The organism is Chryseobacterium lathyri, from assembly GCF_003290185.1.
In the GTDB taxonomy this organism is placed as follows: domain Bacteria; phylum Bacteroidota; class Bacteroidia; order Flavobacteriales; family Weeksellaceae; genus Chryseobacterium; species Chryseobacterium lathyri.
This window is the reverse complement of the sequence record NZ_QNFY01000004.1, coordinates 289,452-305,359: the sequence shown is the minus strand read 5'-3', so window position 1 is coordinate 305,359 and position 15,908 is coordinate 289,452. Positions and strand designations below refer to the sequence as shown.

Annotated in this window: 17 protein-coding genes; 7 read left to right on the top strand and 10 right to left on the bottom strand. The window is 37.0% G+C overall.

What is annotated here, in order from left to right; genetic code table 11:
* Positions 1–67: 67 nt before the first annotated feature.
* The 3 genes from rpmF to pdxA form a co-directional block, all read right to left on the bottom strand.
* Positions 68–271, bottom strand: coding sequence for a 50S ribosomal protein L32 (rpmF, locus tag DRF61_RS07415; RefSeq protein ID WP_007843326.1), 204 nt, complete (start codon positions 269–271; stop codon positions 68–70).
* A 66-nt stretch (positions 272–337) separates the two neighbouring features.
* Positions 338–868 (bottom strand): YceD family protein, encoded by a 531-nt coding sequence (locus tag DRF61_RS07410; RefSeq protein ID WP_111955558.1) that lies wholly within the window; start codon positions 866–868, stop codon positions 338–340.
* Positions 869–952: 84 nt separating this feature from the next.
* Complete coding sequence (gene pdxA, locus DRF61_RS07405; protein WP_111955556.1) at positions 953–2,044, bottom strand: 4-hydroxythreonine-4-phosphate dehydrogenase PdxA; 1,092 nt, start codon at positions 2,042–2,044, stop codon at positions 953–955.
* 48 nt (positions 2,045–2,092) lie between these two features.
* Here pdxA and DRF61_RS07400 point away from each other — a divergent pair, with 48 nt between their 5' ends.
* The 3 genes from DRF61_RS07400 to DRF61_RS07390 are packed head-to-tail and all read left to right on the top strand — an operon-like array spanning position 2,093 to position 4,834.
* Positions 2,093–2,677: a riboflavin synthase gene (locus tag DRF61_RS07400; protein WP_111955554.1), complete on the top strand. Its 585-nt coding sequence runs from the start codon at positions 2,093–2,095 to the stop codon at positions 2,675–2,677.
* A 1-nt stretch (position 2,678) separates the two neighbouring features.
* A complete protein-coding gene (locus DRF61_RS07395; RefSeq protein ID WP_111955552.1) occupies positions 2,679–4,133 on the top strand; it encodes a sensor histidine kinase in 1,455 nt (484 codons plus the stop codon).
* The gene (locus tag DRF61_RS07390) at positions 4,133–4,834 is read left to right on the top strand and encodes a tRNA1(Val) (adenine(37)-N6)-methyltransferase (protein WP_111955550.1); all 702 of its coding nucleotides are present in this window, start codon (positions 4,133–4,135) and stop codon (positions 4,832–4,834) included. Before DRF61_RS07395 ends, DRF61_RS07390 begins: the two co-directional genes overlap by 1 nt.
* Before the next feature lie 71 nt (positions 4,835–4,905).
* On the opposite strand, the gene DRF61_RS07385 is transcribed toward DRF61_RS07390, so the two are convergent.
* The gene (locus DRF61_RS07385; RefSeq protein ID WP_111955548.1) at positions 4,906–5,616 is read right to left on the bottom strand and encodes a cell division ATP-binding protein FtsE; all 711 of its coding nucleotides are present in this window, start codon (positions 5,614–5,616) and stop codon (positions 4,906–4,908) included.
* 155 nt (positions 5,617–5,771) lie between these two features.
* Positions 5,772–5,930, bottom strand: a complete 159-nt coding sequence (rpmH, locus tag DRF61_RS07380; protein WP_034701860.1) for a 50S ribosomal protein L34 — start codon at positions 5,928–5,930, stop codon at positions 5,772–5,774.
* A gap of 236 nt (positions 5,931–6,166) precedes the next feature.
* Between rpmH and DRF61_RS07375 the strand changes: the two genes are divergently transcribed.
* A complete protein-coding gene (locus DRF61_RS07375; RefSeq protein ID WP_111955546.1) occupies positions 6,167–7,171 on the top strand; it encodes a DHH family phosphoesterase in 1,005 nt (334 codons plus the stop codon).
* A gap of 51 nt (positions 7,172–7,222) precedes the next feature.
* Here the strand turns inward: DRF61_RS07375 and DRF61_RS07370 are convergent, their stop codons facing one another.
* The 5 genes from DRF61_RS07370 to tilS all read right to left on the bottom strand — a co-directional run bounded on the left by DRF61_RS07370 (position 7,223) and on the right by tilS (position 13,119).
* Entirely contained in the window at positions 7,223–8,062 is an 840-nt protein-coding gene (locus DRF61_RS07370; protein ID WP_228452689.1) for a patatin-like phospholipase family protein, read from the bottom strand.
* A gap of 42 nt (positions 8,063–8,104) precedes the next feature.
* Positions 8,105–8,887 (bottom strand): alpha/beta fold hydrolase, encoded by a 783-nt coding sequence (locus tag DRF61_RS07365; protein ID WP_111955542.1) that lies wholly within the window; start codon positions 8,885–8,887, stop codon positions 8,105–8,107.
* Between the two features lie 60 nt (positions 8,888–8,947).
* Positions 8,948–9,472, bottom strand: a complete 525-nt coding sequence (locus DRF61_RS07360) for a biopolymer transporter ExbD (protein WP_111955540.1) — start codon at positions 9,470–9,472, stop codon at positions 8,948–8,950.
* Between the two features lie 264 nt (positions 9,473–9,736).
* A complete protein-coding gene (locus tag DRF61_RS07355) occupies positions 9,737–11,803 on the bottom strand; it encodes a protein-disulfide reductase DsbD family protein (protein WP_111955538.1) in 2,067 nt (688 codons plus the stop codon).
* A complete protein-coding gene (gene tilS / locus DRF61_RS07350; protein ID WP_111955536.1) occupies positions 11,800–13,119 on the bottom strand; it encodes a tRNA lysidine(34) synthetase TilS in 1,320 nt (439 codons plus the stop codon). Before tilS ends, DRF61_RS07355 begins: the two co-directional genes overlap by 4 nt.
* Positions 13,120–13,209: 90 nt before the next feature.
* Here tilS and DRF61_RS07345 point away from each other — a divergent pair, with 90 nt between their 5' ends.
* From DRF61_RS07345 to DRF61_RS07335, 3 genes are all read left to right on the top strand, one after another.
* Entirely contained in the window at positions 13,210–14,043 is an 834-nt protein-coding gene (locus DRF61_RS07345) for an OmpA family protein (protein WP_111955534.1), read from the top strand.
* A gap of 396 nt (positions 14,044–14,439) precedes the next feature.
* Positions 14,440–15,087: an O-methyltransferase gene (locus DRF61_RS07340; RefSeq protein ID WP_111955532.1), complete on the top strand. Its 648-nt coding sequence runs from the start codon at positions 14,440–14,442 to the stop codon at positions 15,085–15,087.
* Positions 15,088–15,176: 89 nt separating this feature from the next.
* Complete coding sequence (locus DRF61_RS07335) at positions 15,177–15,893, top strand: C40 family peptidase (protein ID WP_111955530.1); 717 nt, start codon at positions 15,177–15,179, stop codon at positions 15,891–15,893.
* The last annotated feature ends 15 nt before the right edge of the window (positions 15,894–15,908 follow it).

The window sequence follows — 15,908 nt, the reverse complement described above, 5'->3', positions numbered from 1 at the left end:
CGCCTAATTTTATCAAAATTGGGCGGTTTTTGTATTAAAATGAGGCTTTTTCAGTGAAAAGCGACTCTTAGTTTTCTTCTGTAGTTGCTACTTCTTTTTCCAATACTACTTTACCTCTGTAGTAAAGTTTCCCTTCATGCCAGTGAGCTCTGTGGTAAAGGTGAAGTTCACCAGTTGTTGCATCTTTCGCTAATTGAGGAACTACTGCTTTATAATGAGTTCTTCTCTTATCTCTTCTTGTGGACGACTGTCTTCTCTTAGGATGTGCCATTTTGAATAACTTTTTTAATTGATGAGCGATGAGATTCATCATCTCATCATATTTAAATTATTTTATTTAATTATTGTCTTTTAATTTTCTCAGTGCGTCCCATCTGGGATCGCTCTCATGATTTTCCTCTTCGGGTTCCTCAATATCTTTTGGACTGAACCTGTTCAGAATTTCCAGATCTTCATCGCTTACATTCGGTGAAATTTTCTTCATCGGTATAGAAAGCTGTACATTTTCATAGATCAGCTGTGCCACATTGAATGCGTGATCTGAGGCTGGGATGGTAATGACATCTTCATTGCTGTCGTCGTATTCTTCGCCAAAATGCACTAAAATTCCGATCTCGTTTTCAATAGGGTAGTCGAATTCATCATTTGTGATATCACAAATAAGCTCTACTGTTCCATGTACTTTGATCTCAAATTCTAAAAATGTAGTATGCTTTTCAAGAAAAACATCAGCTGTTATTTTAGGATTTGTAAATTCCTGTTCAGTGTCAAATAATTGAAAGAACGTTTTATCTATCTCAAATTTGAACACGTGCTTCCCGTTTTTAAGTCCGGAAAAGCTTACGTCATAGTTTCTTAACTTGTCCATAAAATGAGTGTGCAAAAATATGCAATTTTTTTATAATAACAAATAAAATACATAACAAATTAATTTAAAATTTGTTTTAACAATTTATCCTTCGTTTTCATCAGGAAGATCTTCATCTACTCCGTTATCAACAGCCATTTTTCTTGGCTGCATACGATTGCTCATCAGGTCATTATATTCGCTTCTGTTCTTAAAAATCTTAATAGCAGTGAAAATAGCTTCAGTAAAACTCTGCTCATCAGCAATGTTTTTTCCTGCAATATCGTAGGCCACTCCGTGGTCCGGAGACGTCCTGATAAACGGAAGTCCTGCTGTATAGTTTACGCCTTCTTCATAGGCTAATGTTTTGAATGGGGCAAGTCCCTGATCATGGTACATGGCTAAAACAGCATCAAAGCTTTTGTATTTATTAGGCTGGAAGAAACTGTCTGCAGGATAAGGTCCAAACGCTAGTATTCCATTATCAGAAAGCTCTTTTATTGCTGGCTCTATAATCTCGATCTCTTCTTTTCCGATCACACCTCCGTCTCCAGCGTGAGGGTTTAGCCCCAATACTGCAATTTTTGGTTTTTGTATGCAGAAATCTTCTATTAATGTTTGGTTCAGGGCTCTGATCTGTTTTTTTATTTTTTCTTTGGAAATATTTTCTGCAACACTGGCAATGGGGATGTGATGGGTAGAAACAGCTACTTTCAGATCTTCTGTAACCAGGAACATCAGTCCTTTTTTACTGAATTTTTCCTCGAAATATCCTGTGTGTCCTGCATGCTTAAAGCCCATTTTTACCATTTCATCCTTATTGATAGGCGCTGTAACAAGCACATCAATCTCTCCTTTCATTAAAGCTTCGGTGGCCAGTTCCAGGGAATCAATAGCCATTTTGGTAGATTCTTCTGTAGGAACACCTAGTTCTACATTCACATTGTCTTTGGTGAGGTTCACCATATTCAGTTTTCCTGCCTGAGCCTGCGATGCTTCATTAATGTAGTTGAAGTTCAGATTCAGTTTGAAAATATTTTTCTGAAAGGTAAATAACTTTCCCGAGCCAAAAATCACCGGAGTGAAAAAATCCGTAATGGTTTTGTCACTCAGGGATTTCATGATGATCTCCGGACCGATGCCGTTAAAATCACCGATTGAAATTCCTACTCGTACTTTATGGTTTTTTGGGCTCATTTTGATTATCTTTGAAGATTATAATTTACAAATTTAGCAAAAAATAATATGTTCACAGGAATTATTGAAGCAGTTGGCATTATTGAAAAGATTGAAGAAAAAGGAAGCAACATAGATTTTACATTAACATGCCCTTTTACGAACGAGCTAAAAATAGATCAAAGCCTTGCCCATAACGGATGCTGTCTTACAGTTGTTGAGATTAAAGAGGATCAGTATGTAGTAACGGCAATCAACGAGACACTGGAAAAGACCAATCTTGGAAAATGGGACGTGGGTACTGTGGTAAATCTTGAGCGATGCATGAAGATGGACGGAAGATTAGACGGACATATTGTACAGGGACATGTTGACAAAACCGGTGAAGTAGCAGGAATTGAAAATAAAGACGGAAGCTATTTTATTACCATTAAATATGAAGACAACGGTAGTTTTGTAACTGTTCCGCAGGGGTCCATTACGGTAAACGGAATAAGCCTCACGGTAGCAAAAAGTGAAGATACACAGTTTTCTGTAGCTATTATTCCATATACGTGGGAGTTTACGAATATGCAGCATCTTAAAATCGGAGATAAAGTTAATTTAGAATTTGACATCATTGGTAAGTATATTGCTAGATTAATTAAAAAGTAGGATGCCAATAAGTAAATATAAAGGATACAGTTTAAGGAACCGGGTGTTTTTCGGGTTCTTACTCGTATGTTTTTTAAGTGTTGTTGCTACCTCGCTGGTTCCCTATTTTGTTTTAAGGAATAATTCCCTGCAGCAGAGTAATATCGACATGCAGGAGAAGACCAATGCCGTGATGAGATATCTGGATTATGCTGTGAGCCGCACCCTTGTTGAGACCAAGGATCTGCCACAGGTTTTGGGGAATAAGATTTTTGAAATAGCAGATATCAATCAGCATGATATTGTGATTTATGATCTGAAAGGAAGTTATCTTCTTTCCAATAAAGATGAAAGCCTTATTGACCAGAAAACCATCCCACTCAATATTGTCAATAAAATTCTGGCTACCGATTCAAGAGTTGATATTAAAGGGTATGACAAAACCAAAGACGCAGGACGTACTTCATCGTATCTCCTTTTAAAAAATAATGAGCTTGAACCCATAGGAATTGTATATATTCCTTTATATCATAATGAATCCGCCTATCTGGATGTCCTTCATCAGTATATAAAATATATTCTGCTGGTAGATATTTTCCTTATTTTGTTCAGTGTGTGGATAAGTTGGGTAACGTCCAACAGTCTGGCGAAAAATATTACTAAATTTTCTGATATGATCACCCGTATTACATTGTTTGAAAATGAAATGCGGCCTATCAGGTACTATAAAAATGATGAGCTTAATGCACTGGCAAGGGCTTATAACAGAATGATTCTGCAGATCCAGGATCAGAAAGAAAGGCTACGGTTTAAAGCCTCTGAAGAAGCCTGGAGAGAAATGGCAAAACAGGTAGCTCATGAGGTTAAAAACCCTCTTACTCCAATGAAGCTTACCATTCAGAATTTTGAAAGAAAATTTGATCCTGAAGACCCGAATATCAGAGAAAGAGTAAAACAGATGAGCAAGACGATGGTAGATCAGATTGACCTGATTGCGACTGTTGCCTCAGCTTTCTCAGAATTTGCAAAACTTCCTGAAAAAAATAATGAAGTCATCAATCTTAATACTGAAGTGGAAGATATTCTGCGTGTTTTCAATGATGACAGCATTTTTATGCATTCCAATAAAGGTAATATTATGATCAATATGGACAGGATTTACCTTTCCAGGATCATTACTAATCTTGTAACCAATGCAAAACAGGCCCAAAGCGATGAACGTAAGCTGATCATCAACGTAGATGTGGAACAGCATCAGAGAAGGGTAATGATTTCCATACAGGATAACGGAATCGGGATTCCTGAAAATATGTATGAAAGAATATTTGAGCCTAATTTCACCTCTAAAAACAGCGGTATGGGACTTGGACTTTCTATGGTAAGAAAAATGATCGAAGACTACAAAGGGGAGATTGCAGTGAAATCAGAAGTAGGGAAGGGGTCTACATTTACTATTACGCTACCTACGAACCTATAGTGAAGCCTTTTAAATTTAAATATTTTGAAATCCAACAGTCGAAAGAGGTCTTTCGTGTAGGAACAGACGGTGTTTTGCTGGGTATTCTGGCTGATGTAAAGAATGCTTCGGAAGTTTTGGAGATAGGAACCGGAACCGGCCTGATTTCGTTAATGCTTGCTCAGAGAAATGATCACGCTTCTTTTCTGGGTCTTGATATCAATGCGGACGCTGCTCTGCTGACTAAAAAGAATTTTGAACAATCTCCTTTTCATTCAAGGCTGAAAAATATCCATCAGGATCTTAAAACTTTTCATACAGAAAATAAATTTGATCTTATTGTTTCAAATCCTCCTTATTTTGAAGAATCCGGATCTGATAAAGATAAAATAGCACGTCAGACTGTAGAACTGAATTTCCAGCAGCTTATTTCTGTTTCTGAAAAACTTCTGTCTGATCATGGTGTTTTGTCGGTTATTATTCCTGTTGAGGCCGGCAGTGTTTTTATTGATATAGCATCAGAAAACCGATTGTTCTTAAAACGAAAAGTTAATATTAAAGGGATTGAGAATTCAAAAACGAAAAGATTAGTTCTGGAATTTTCGTTCATAGAAAGAGCTATTGAAGAATCTGATTTTGTCATAGAAAAAAGTCCGAGACAATACTCGGACCAATATCTTGAACTCACGAAGGAGTTTCATGTCTTTAAAAGTAGAAGCTAGAAACTAGAGGTTAGAAGTTAGATGGTCATATTCAGTCTGTACCTCCAATTTGCAATTCTTTATCTTATATCTTATTCAAATAATTCTGCAGTATCCAACACGGAAACTTTTCCGTCTTCACACCTGATCGCTTCTCCAGGGAAGTTCTGGATCATATGGTAATCGTGTGTCGCCATTACTACTGCGGCTCCGTTTTCAAGGGCTACCTGCTTCAGAAGCGTCATGATTTCATTGGATGTTTCCGGGTCAAGGTTTCCTGTAGGCTCATCGGCAAGGATAAGATCCGGATGATTAAGTAAAGCCCTTGCAATAGCGATACGCTGCTGCTCCCCACCTGAAAGTTCATGCGGCATCTTGTGCTTTTTGCTTTTCATGTTTACACTTCCCAGAACTTCATTGATGCGGTCTTCCATTTTTATTTTATCACTCCATCCTGTTGCTTCAAGAACGAATTTCAGATTTTTCTCAACTGTTCTGTCAGAAAGTAGCTGGAAATCCTGAAATACAATCCCCAGTTTCCTTCTCAGGTTAGGAATATCAGATGGTCTCAGTTTGGCAAGTTCAAAACCTACCACAGCTCCATGTCCTGATGCTAAAGGAATGTGTCCGTAAAGTGTTTTCAGAAGCGAGCTTTTTCCGGAACCTGTTTTTCCGATAAGGTAACAGAATCTGCCCTTTTTGATGTTAAGATTAACGTCAGAAAGAACAGTAAAGTTTTTTTGCGCAATTTTTGCGTGCTGTAAGCTTATAATATTATCTCCGGAGATATGTGTATGCGGCATAATTCAATTTTATAGTGCTATTTCTAAAATATTTTTTCAGATCTTAAAAATAGAGAAAAGAAGCTTAAAAACCCTAAACTTTAGGAAATTTTAACAACAAAAAATGCCTGAAAAACTTCTTTTCAAGCATGATTTGTATATGATAATTCGAGATATTATCTCTTAGCGCGGGCTGCACTAACAGTTAAACTCTTTCTGCCTTTAGCTCTTCTTGCTGCCAAAACTCTTCTACCATTTGGCGTAGACATTCTTTCTCTGAAACCGTGTTTGTTTCTTTTCTTTCTTTCTGATGGCTGGAATGTTCTTTTACTCATTACTATATATTTAAATCGTAATTAATCTATTAATTTTCAGGTTGCAAAGATATAGAAATTTTTAAAAGTTACAAATTTTACTTATCTTTTTTTAGAAATTATTTGACAATGCTTTTTATACCAATATTGACAAACTGCATTAAGAAACGAAATTTTGTGCAAAGAAATAATATTTAGCTGATTTATTTAAAAGCTCTATCTTTGAAAACTCAAATTTAAAGAAAAATAAACACACGATGTTTACACCAGCAGAACTTTTAGATATCAACACATTACTTACGCCTGAAAATAAAATAATTATCCTTACCCATTATAATCCGGATGGCGATGCTATAGGCTCCAGTCTGGGATTAAAGCATTATCTTGGGGCAAAGGGAATTCCGGTAGAAGTGATTGTTCCCAATGATTTTCCGAAATTTCTGAAATGGATGCCGGAATCCAAAAAGGTGGTCATCGGGGAGTATAAAAGAAAGTATGCATCTGATCTGATCAGTGGGGCAGATGTTATTTTTTGTCTTGATTTTAACTCGCCTTCAAGAATAGGATTATTGGGAGAATGGCTGATTAAATCTAAAGCTAAAAAAATACTTATCGACCATCACCAGCAACCGGAAAATTTTGACTTTGTGTATTCTGACACAGTGATTCCAGCCACCTCACAGATGATTTATCATTTTATTGAAGCAATGGAAGATGAAAGGCTGGTCAATCAGGATATTGCAGAATGCCTCTATACTGGGATCATGACGGATACAGGCGGTTTCCGTTTTCGTTCCACAAGCGCAACGACTCACAGGATTATTGCCAATCTGATAGAAAAAGGAGCTGATCCTTCCGTTATAACCTCGAACACATGGGATACCAACACAGTTTCCCGTCTTCACCTTCTTGCTCTCGTGCTGGGAAGGATAGAAGTCGTGAATGATGGCAAAGTAGCTGTGCTGTCACTTACAAGAAACGAGCTGAAGGAATTTGGTTTCCAGAAAGGAGATACAGAAGGTTTTGTCAATTATGGACTGAGCATTGCAGGAGTAAAAATGGCAGCTTTCTTTATGGAAGACCTGTACGATGATTTTATCAAGATCTCTTTCAGAAGTAAGGATGATGTGGATGTGAACCAGTTTTCCAGAAAATATTTCAGTGGTGGCGGACACATCAATGCTGCGGGTGGAAAATCTGATGAATCTCTTCCGGATACCATCGAAACATTCAAGAAAAGACTGGAGCAGGAAGAGCTGTAAAGGAATTAGTACATGACTATTTTCAGACAGTAAGCTTATACATTCAAACACTTACACTTCGGTACTCAAATTTTTAGTATATCCCTTGCTTTCGAGTTCTTCACAGGTATACTCGTAAACTTCCTGAAACATGACATCAAGGTTTTTCTTACTGAATAAGCTGAATTTTGTCATTTTAGGAGGGTCTAAAAAAATGTCACAGGACTTTGCTTTGGAGTAAACCGATTTTGCAATGGCTAAATGGAGAATACGGTCAAATTCCTTCATCAGGCTCATTTTCCTTAATTCATCATAACTTATAGAATTGACGTGAGAAGCAATTAAAAAATCACATTTGTCGATGATCGGCTCTATAGGGAGATTGTCTAAAACACCTCCATCAACATATATTTTTTCACCCATTCTCACAGGAGGTAAAATAAACGGAACGCTTGACGAAGCCAGAAGCGGGCCGAAAAGCTCACCTTCCGAAAAGAAATCCACAATTCCGTGGGTCATTTCCGTGGCAGTAACGTAAACAGGGATTTTTAAGATTTTAAAATCATTCTCAGGAAAATGATCATTAAAAAGTTTCAGGATGAAATTTGAGCTGAAAATACCGTTTTTAGAAAGTTTCAGATAAGATCTTGAAAAGAATGTTGTTTGTTTTACAATATCCATCATCTCATCCGGTGATTTTCCGAAGGAATAAAATGCTCCCACAATAGAGCCGGCGCTGGTCCCTGAAATGATATGCGGTCTCAGATTATATTCTTCCAGTGCTTTCAGTACTGCGATATGGGCAATTCCACGCATTCCTCCACCGGAAAGTGTAAGGCCGATAACCGGCGGTTTCTTTTTTTTGAAAGAGAATAAACCCATCGAAAGTAATAATTCCTTACTAAGATACAAGAAATTTTGATATAGACCGGGCAATAAAGCTATTGCCGGGTATTACAGGACTAATTTTTTTGGAAGATTATGAAGAAGTTCCGTATTGATAATTTCTGCGCAGATGCCGGGCTTTTCCCAGTGCCCGTTATGCCCGCAGTCCAGGATGTAGGATTTTATATTCGTTCTGTCAGGAAGATGTTTGATCATCATATCTGTTTTTACAGCGTTGTCATGCTTTCCTGCCAATACTAAAATTTTCGCTTCCAGGCTTTCCATGACATGTTTTTTGTCTGTTCTTTCTACCATACCCTTTACACAGGCAAGAGCTCCCATATTGTTGGTGGAAAGTGCAGTTTCAAGCGCGGCTTCAATTTTGCCTTCCAGGATGTCTCTTTCATTGGGATTGAAAAGATTCGGAATTCCAGCCCGTACATAATGGGGAAATGCATCCTTGATGATTCTATAGCTTTTAATCCGCTGCTGTTTTTTTTCTTCATCGTCAGGAAAATAGGTGGAAAAGAATAAGGTCAGGCTTTTGAGAGTCTCAGGATATTTTTCTGCGAAAGCCAGTGAGGTGTACCCTCCCATGGAATGCCCCAAAAGATGTACTTTATCCAGCTTCTCATGATCTAAAACTTTTTTCACTTCATCAGCCATCAGTTCCATGGTGTGAACTTCGGCCAGAATATCAGATTGTCCATGGCCCGGAAGATCTATTTTCAACAGTGAAAAATCTCGCGAAAGATGTGGCTCCATATCACTCCAGATGGAGATGTTTTCCATAAAGCCGTGAAGCAGTACCAAAGTTTCTTTCCCGTTTCCTTTTCTTTCAAAATTCAGCATAATCTTAGTTGTTTCTTCAAATTTAAATAAAAAAGAGCATTGTAAAAATGCTCTTCGATTCTATTGGGTTAATTCGGTATAAATTTTCTTTTCCCATGGTTTTATATCAGTAATGCCATATCTTTCTTTTTTAGAGATCGCGATATTGTCCAGGATGTCTACGAAGTTTTTATAGATGGCATCATCGGTGGGCTTTACAATGACGGTGAAATTTTCAGGCACCGGAGCGTTTTTATAAGCTTCAGAAATGATCTTGGAAATTTTTACCCCGCTGAAATCGGTTTCTTTCAGATTTGCTGTATTCAGATCCTTCTCATTGCTTTGGTGGTAAAATACCCTGTCGTTTTTCCCGAGAATGAAGGTAACCTGGTTCTGATCCATAATTACATCGGTAATAGGGTGAGGATTAGGATCCTTTGCCGGAAGTCCCAGATCCATTACATTGGGTTTTGTAAAATTGGTGGTAAACATAAAGAAGGTGATCAATAGAAATCCTAAATCTACCATTGGAGTCATATCCACCCGGATTAATTTTTTTCTTTGTTTGCTTCCTCCCTGTTTTTCTTGTGCAATTACTTCAGCCATAATTCATATTTTTAAATGTTAAACGGTTTTGATTAAAAAAGTAAAGTATTGATACTTATCTGATGGAATCTATACAAAGTTTGTACCTAAAATTGATAAATATCAATAAAATTTAAAATTTATAGAATGGTTGACATAAAATAACTGTACAATATTTTATATTCGCAAGCTTTTGTGACTTTTTAAGAATATGATTATTTTTATAAATATCAAAAAAGCCCTATCAAAATAATGATAAGGCTTTTTATATGTTTAAATTAAGAATTACTTCGTCGTTTTATAGTAATTAACTCCGCATTCTAAGAACTTTTTGAAATCTTCTTTCGGCATATATCCGGATACAGGCGTATTGATTACTTTTCCGTCCGGTGTTATCAAAACGTAGTGAGGCTGGGAATTATTATTAAAATTCACCTGCTGGAATAAGCTCCATCGGTCACCAATCGTTTTTACCTTTTTCACCTGTCCGTCCCCAAGATCTATTTTTGTTTTCTGATCTTCAGGAAGCTCTTCCTTATCATCTACATATAAGGATGCCAATACAACATCGTTCTGTAAAATCGGAAGGATATCCGGCTCGCTCCATACGAATTCCTCCATTTTTCGGCAGTTTTCGCAGCCATAACCTGTGAAGTCAATCAAAATTGGTTTGTTTTCCTTTTTAGCCAGTTCAATAGCTTTAAAGAAATCATGCTCGGGATGCATTCCCAGAATTCCGTCTTTTTCATCATGAAGATAACTTACATTCAAAGGAGGCAGAATTCCGCTTAACAGCTGTAGTTTTGGACGTTCTGCCGGAATTAATCCCTGGATCAGATAGATCACAAAACCTATTCCCAAAGCGCCTAATATCTTTCTTGTAATAGAAATCTTCGGTTTTTTATCATCGTGCGGAAATCTTATAACTCCGAATAAATAAAGAGCCAGTCCCAAAGCAATAACGATCCAGATGGCAATGAAAAGTTCTCTTTTTAATAAGAATGTTTTAGAAACTAAATCTGCCTTAGATAAGAATTTTAAAGCTAAAGCCAGTTCTACAAAACCAAGAACCACTTTCACGGTATTCATCCATCCTCCGGATTTTGGAAGACTCTGTAAAGCCTGCGGGAATAAAGCCAGCAATCCAAAAACGATGGCCCATGCCAGTCCGAATCCTGCCAATGCGAATGTCAGCAGCATAGGAACATTGGTAGAGCCTGTCACTGCGCTTCCCAGTAAGCTTCCCAGAATAGGTCCGGTACATGAGAACGAAACGATAACCAGCGTCAGTGCCATGAAGAAAATACCGATAATTCCTCCTGCTTCTTCTGCTTTCGAAGACTTATTGGCAATGGAGCTTGGCAACGTGATATCATAGTATCCGAAGAAGCTTCCTGCAAAGAAGATGAATATGATAAAGAAGGCAATATTCAGCCATACACTTGTAGATATTTCATTGAAAATATTTCCGGCAATTCCATCGATCAGATGGAAAGGAAGGCTCAGAAGGACAAAGATGATAAGGATGAAAAATCCATAGATCAGTGCATCTCTTTTACCCTTTGCTTTGTTTTTATTCCCTTTTGTAAAGAAAGAAACCGTCAGCGGGATCATAGGAAAAACACAAGGTGTCAGCAAAGCGATCAGACCACCTACAAATCCTAAGAATAAATAAGTCCAGTAATTTTCTCCGACTTCTTCCACGGCTGTTCCGCAATCGGTCAAGGGTTTCTGGAAATCAATGGTTGCTATTTTTAGCTGTTTTGGATCCAGTTTTGATGTTTCTGCAACGGGTAATTCTCCTTTTACAGGCGTTACTGCAACTGTTTCTATAGTTTTTGCAGAATCTTTTATAACATCCGTCTTTTCCTCTGCAGTTTCCTCAACAGCACCTTTTGGAGTTACTTTTTGATTGAATTCTAAAGTATTTGGAGCCAGACAAACTCTGTCGTCACAAGTCTGATAGGTAATTTCAGAAATAACCTCTGCTGGTTTTGTAGGGTCTTTTAATTTAAATTTCTGCTTGAAACCGGCAGAATTGGAATAAAAAACAATCGTCCCTCCAAAAGCTTCTGAAAACTCTTCGTGTTTCTTACCAACTTCAGTGAACTTTCCGATCAGTTCGATGTTTTTCCCTGAAACTTTATACTCGGTAGGAATTCCTGTATCTTCAGGAAGATCTTTGGAATAGATATGCCAGCCGTTTTCCATAGTAGCATTTAAAACTGCTTCATATTGGTTGTTCCCTAGATCGTTGACAGTGAACTTAAACTTTACAGGGTTCTTGATCTGTGCATTAATTCCTGCCGCTAAAAACAGTAGTACGGCTAAAAACCAGTTTCTAAATTTCATTTTTTCTTTTCATTAAAAATTTTGAGAATACTTTGCGTTTTCTCATCACTTGCATATCGTCTGTCCTGTCTGAGAGGTATAATTCCAAGTACGGAATTGTAACTGTCACACAGGATCCAAATTTTTGGCCTCGCTAAAATAGATAATTTTTCGTCCCTAAAAAACTTAGAAACTTTCTTTTTGCCTGAAAAATCCGCCGGATAAAACTCGTCACCATCCTGCTGTTTTCTTAAACGTAATGGAAACTGAAGTTTTGCGGCATCAAAATCCCATTCAAAACTGTTATTGATTCCGTCAATGTTTTCAATTGTATCTTCAAGACTAATATCCATTTGGATTTCAGAAAAATCAAAATTTTCCACCAAAATAATTTCATCTTTGGTTTCTTGCCTTTGGTTTTTACTGATGAAAATTAATTCATCGCGGCTGATCATAAGCTGATAATCTTTTGAAAAAAAAGAACTGCCGTTTTCCGCTGTAAAAATTTTGGAGATTTCTTCTTCCTTGTCGAATCCGTATTTCTTTAAAATCTCAAACTGTACGAAAGCACTTTCCTGACCCAGCTTTTCTTTGGATAAGATTTTGTGCTCAGAGTTAAATACCGTAAGTTTATTTTCGATTTCCTCGATCCGTTTTTCTACAAAATCTCTGGTTTGATTCAGATAAGAAGAGCTTTTTCTGAAATTTTCCAGAAAGTGCTCATTGATTTCCAAAAGCTTGGGAGCGATCTCATTTCTGATTTTGTTTCTTAAATAATCACTTTTTTTATTAGAGAGATCTTCCCGGAAGTCAATTCTGTTTTCCTCAGCGTACCCATAAATTTCTTTTTTTGAAAAGTTAAGAAGAGGCCGGATTATTTTGTTTTTATTTGCTGGAATACCACTCAGCCCACTAATGCCAGAAGCTTTAGAAAGATTGATGATGAAAGTTTCCAGCTGGTCATTCAGATGATGAGCGGTAACAAGAAATTCAAGGTTTTCCTGCTCCTGAATTTCCCTGAAAAAACGATAACGGATTTCTCTCGCCCAAAGCTGGATAGAATTTTCCGGTTTATTATCTTTTTCCGAAACTTCATACAGGTGAAAACGAATATGATTTTTCTCACAAAAATCCTGAACCGTTTTTTGATCCAGATCAGAATCTTCACCCCGAAGTTTATAGTTGATATGAGCTATCTGGAAATTAAGCCCCAAACCCTTAAAAAGAGAGGCCAGGACCATAGAATCGGCACCTCCGCTTACAGCCAGAAGATAGCTGTGAGTTTCCGGATTTCTGACAAGGTTTTCAAGCTGATTTTTAAAACTAAATTTTTCCAAAGGGTATGTTGAAGATTTCTTTTATGCAAAGATAATCCATAAAATTCAATTCAATTTTCCTAACTTTGATTCGTCTAAAAATGATTACATATGAAGATTATTAAAATTTTAGGAGTAACTGTAATGGCGTTGGGATTGACCTCTTGTGTCAGTAAAAAACAGTATGATGCATTAAGCTCCAATTATAAGCAGTGTATTGAAAATATCGGTGAAAGACAAAGAGAGATCCAGGATTTAAAGTCTCAGAATTCTGCATTGTCAGGTGAGAATAATCTTTTAAAAAGCCAGCACGATGCTTTGAAATCATCTCTGGATGCATGTCTTTCAAATACAGGAAAAAGTTCAGCTAATATTGATAAACTGGTTGGAGAGATCAATGCTTCCAATTCATATATCAAACAGCTGATTTCAAACAATGCTAAAAATGACAGTCTGAATATGGCACTGTCCAACAAGCTTAAAAGATCTCTTGATAATGTAGCGGATGATGACGTACAGGTGAAAGTGTTGAAAGGAGTGGTAATGATCTCGCTTTCTGATAAAATGCTATACAAAACAGGAGATTATAACGTACTGCCTGCTGCTCAGGAAGTATTAGGAAAAGTAGCTAAGGTAATTAATGATTATGATAAATATTCTGTATTGATTGAAGGTAATACAGATAATGCACCATTAAGCTCACCTAATCTGCCAAGAGATAACTGGGATCTTTCTGTATTGAGAGGTACAGCAATTGCGAAGGTTCTTCAGACGCAGTTCGGAGTAGATCCAGCAAGAATTACTGCGGGAGGACGTTCCGAATACAATCCTAAAGCAACCAATATGAGTGTTTCAGGAAGAGCGGAAAACAGAAGAACGGAAATCATCATTATGCCTAAGCTGGATGAATTCATGAAATTAATGGATATTGCTCCTAAGAAGTAATTGAACATACATACCCATAAAAAAATCCCGAAGTCATTCGGGATTTTTTTTAATCAAATTAATTCTTCTTTTTTCAATAATGAAATAATTCGTTGAAAAAATGAGTTGGATATTTCTGTCTTAGTTTTTTTGGACGAAGAATCCGCACTGCCATTTGGCCTTGCGGTCTTCTGATTCTCTGTGTTAATTAGTTTTCCTCCTGCATTCATTGTTTTGTCTTAGTGTTTTTACCCCTTGTTCTGTGCAAATGTATTACTATCTTTCAGGCAAACATATCCGTATTTTTACGGTATTTTCAATGGGTTTTTTACGGAGAAACGGATGAAAAATGCCGACCAATAATAATTTTTTCTTTATATTTAAGTACTTTTGAATAACATAAAAAAGAATTGCAGTATGAGCTTTTTTGAAGAAAAAAATCCTGAAATGGACAGGTATCTGGAAACGCATGCTTCCTCGGAACCTGAAATTCTGAAAAAACTGAGAAGAGAGACCTATCAGAAAACTACACAGCCGCATATGATATCAGGATATCAGCAGGGAAGACTTTTAACTATTATTTCTCAAATGATACAGCCTAAGAATGTGCTGGAAATAGGAACCTTTACAGGATATGCCACACTATGCCTGACAGCAGGACTGGCCAAAGATGGGAAAATTACCACACTGGATGTGAACGAAGATCTTGCTTACCTTCCAAAAAAATATTTTGAAGAAAGTGAATATGCCGGACAGATCGATTTTAAGCTTCAGGATGCCAAAGAATTTTTAAGAGATACTGATGAGTTTTTTGACCTTGTTTTCATAGATGCTGATAAAGAAAATTATGCGGAATACTTCAGACTAATCAAGCCCAGAACAAAAACAGGTTCGGTAGTGATGTTTGATAACGTTTTATGGTACGGAAAAGTGCTGGAGGAAAATCCGAAACAGAGATCTACGCAGGTTATCAAGGAACTCAATGATTTGATTGCAAAAGACGATGATTTTGAAAATCTTATTTTACCTTTGCGTGACGGAGTGAATTTTCTGAGAAGAAAATAGGCAAAAGATTTAAAAATTAAAAAAATAAAAGATTTTACGGAATCTAATTCTTTAATTTTTAAATCATTGAATCTTTTAATTTAGAATGAATGAATAAAGGAATTTGTAATGTTACTGTAGCACCGGTTCGTGCAGAGAATTCTGACAAAGCGGAAATTGTTACGGAAATACTGTTTGGAGAAAGCGCTGATATTCTGGAAGTGAATAAAAACTGGACCAGAATAAAAATGCATTATGATGGTTATGAAGGATGGATGGATACCAAACAGCTGAAACCTGTAACAGAGGAAGAGCTGGCAAAAAGAAAGGTTACCGTGGTGACTGAAGATTTTTCCTCAGTGTTAATGAATGACGGAAAAACCCTTCTGTCAATGGGTTCCGAAGTAGAATTTCCTGCGGTGGCTTCAAGAAGAAGTCACGATCTCCGTGAGAGTATAGCTTTAGCTGCCAGAGAATTTCTTAACGTTCCTTACCTATGGGGCGGAAAGAGTTTTTTTGCAGTAGACTGTTCCGGTTTTACACAGCTGGTATACAAGATCCATGATATTAAATTACCTAGAGATACTTATCAGCAGGCAGAAGTAGGTGTCCCTTTAACTTTCGTTGAAGAAAGCCAGCCAGGTGATTTAGCATTTTTTGAAAACCCTGAAGGCAAAATTATTCACGTGGGGATTATGCTTGAGAATCAGAAGATTATTCATGCTTCGGGAAAAGTGAGAATAGATATTCTGGATTCTACCGGCATCTTTAACAAAGAAATGAATAAGCATACCCATAAGCTGAGAGTGATCAAAAACGTACTCTAATCTTAAATACAGTCT

Bases quoted from the DNA above. Each gene is read 5' to 3' on its own strand.
- rpmF (WP_007843326.1), bottom strand. From the start codon at position 271: ATGGCACATCCTAAGAGAAGACAGTCGTCCACAAGAAGAGATAAGAGA.
- DRF61_RS07410 (WP_111955558.1), bottom strand. From the start codon at position 868: ATGGACAAGTTAAGAAACTATGACGTAAGCTTTTCCGGACTTAAAAAC.
- pdxA (WP_111955556.1), bottom strand. From the start codon at position 2,044: ATGAGCCCAAAAAACCATAAAGTACGAGTAGGAATTTCAATCGGTGAT.
- DRF61_RS07400 (WP_111955554.1), top strand. From the start codon at position 2,093: ATGTTCACAGGAATTATTGAAGCAGTTGGCATTATTGAAAAGATTGAA.
- DRF61_RS07395 (WP_111955552.1), top strand. From the start codon at position 2,679: ATGCCAATAAGTAAATATAAAGGATACAGTTTAAGGAACCGGGTGTTT.
- DRF61_RS07385 (WP_111955548.1), bottom strand. From the start codon at position 5,616: ATGCCGCATACACATATCTCCGGAGATAATATTATAAGCTTACAGCAC.
- rpmH (WP_034701860.1), bottom strand. From the start codon at position 5,930: ATGAGTAAAAGAACATTCCAGCCATCAGAAAGAAAGAAAAGAAACAAA.
- DRF61_RS07375 (WP_111955546.1), top strand. From the start codon at position 6,167: ATGTTTACACCAGCAGAACTTTTAGATATCAACACATTACTTACGCCT.
- DRF61_RS07365 (WP_111955542.1), bottom strand. From the start codon at position 8,887: ATGCTGAATTTTGAAAGAAAAGGAAACGGGAAAGAAACTTTGGTACTG.
- DRF61_RS07360 (WP_111955540.1), bottom strand. From the start codon at position 9,472: ATGGCTGAAGTAATTGCACAAGAAAAACAGGGAGGAAGCAAACAAAGA.
- DRF61_RS07355 (WP_111955538.1), bottom strand. From the start codon at position 11,803: ATGAAATTTAGAAACTGGTTTTTAGCCGTACTACTGTTTTTAGCGGCA.
- DRF61_RS07345 (WP_111955534.1), top strand. From the start codon at position 13,210: ATGAAGATTATTAAAATTTTAGGAGTAACTGTAATGGCGTTGGGATTG.
- DRF61_RS07340 (WP_111955532.1), top strand. From the start codon at position 14,440: ATGAGCTTTTTTGAAGAAAAAAATCCTGAAATGGACAGGTATCTGGAA.
- DRF61_RS07335 (WP_111955530.1), top strand. From the start codon at position 15,177: ATGAATAAAGGAATTTGTAATGTTACTGTAGCACCGGTTCGTGCAGAG.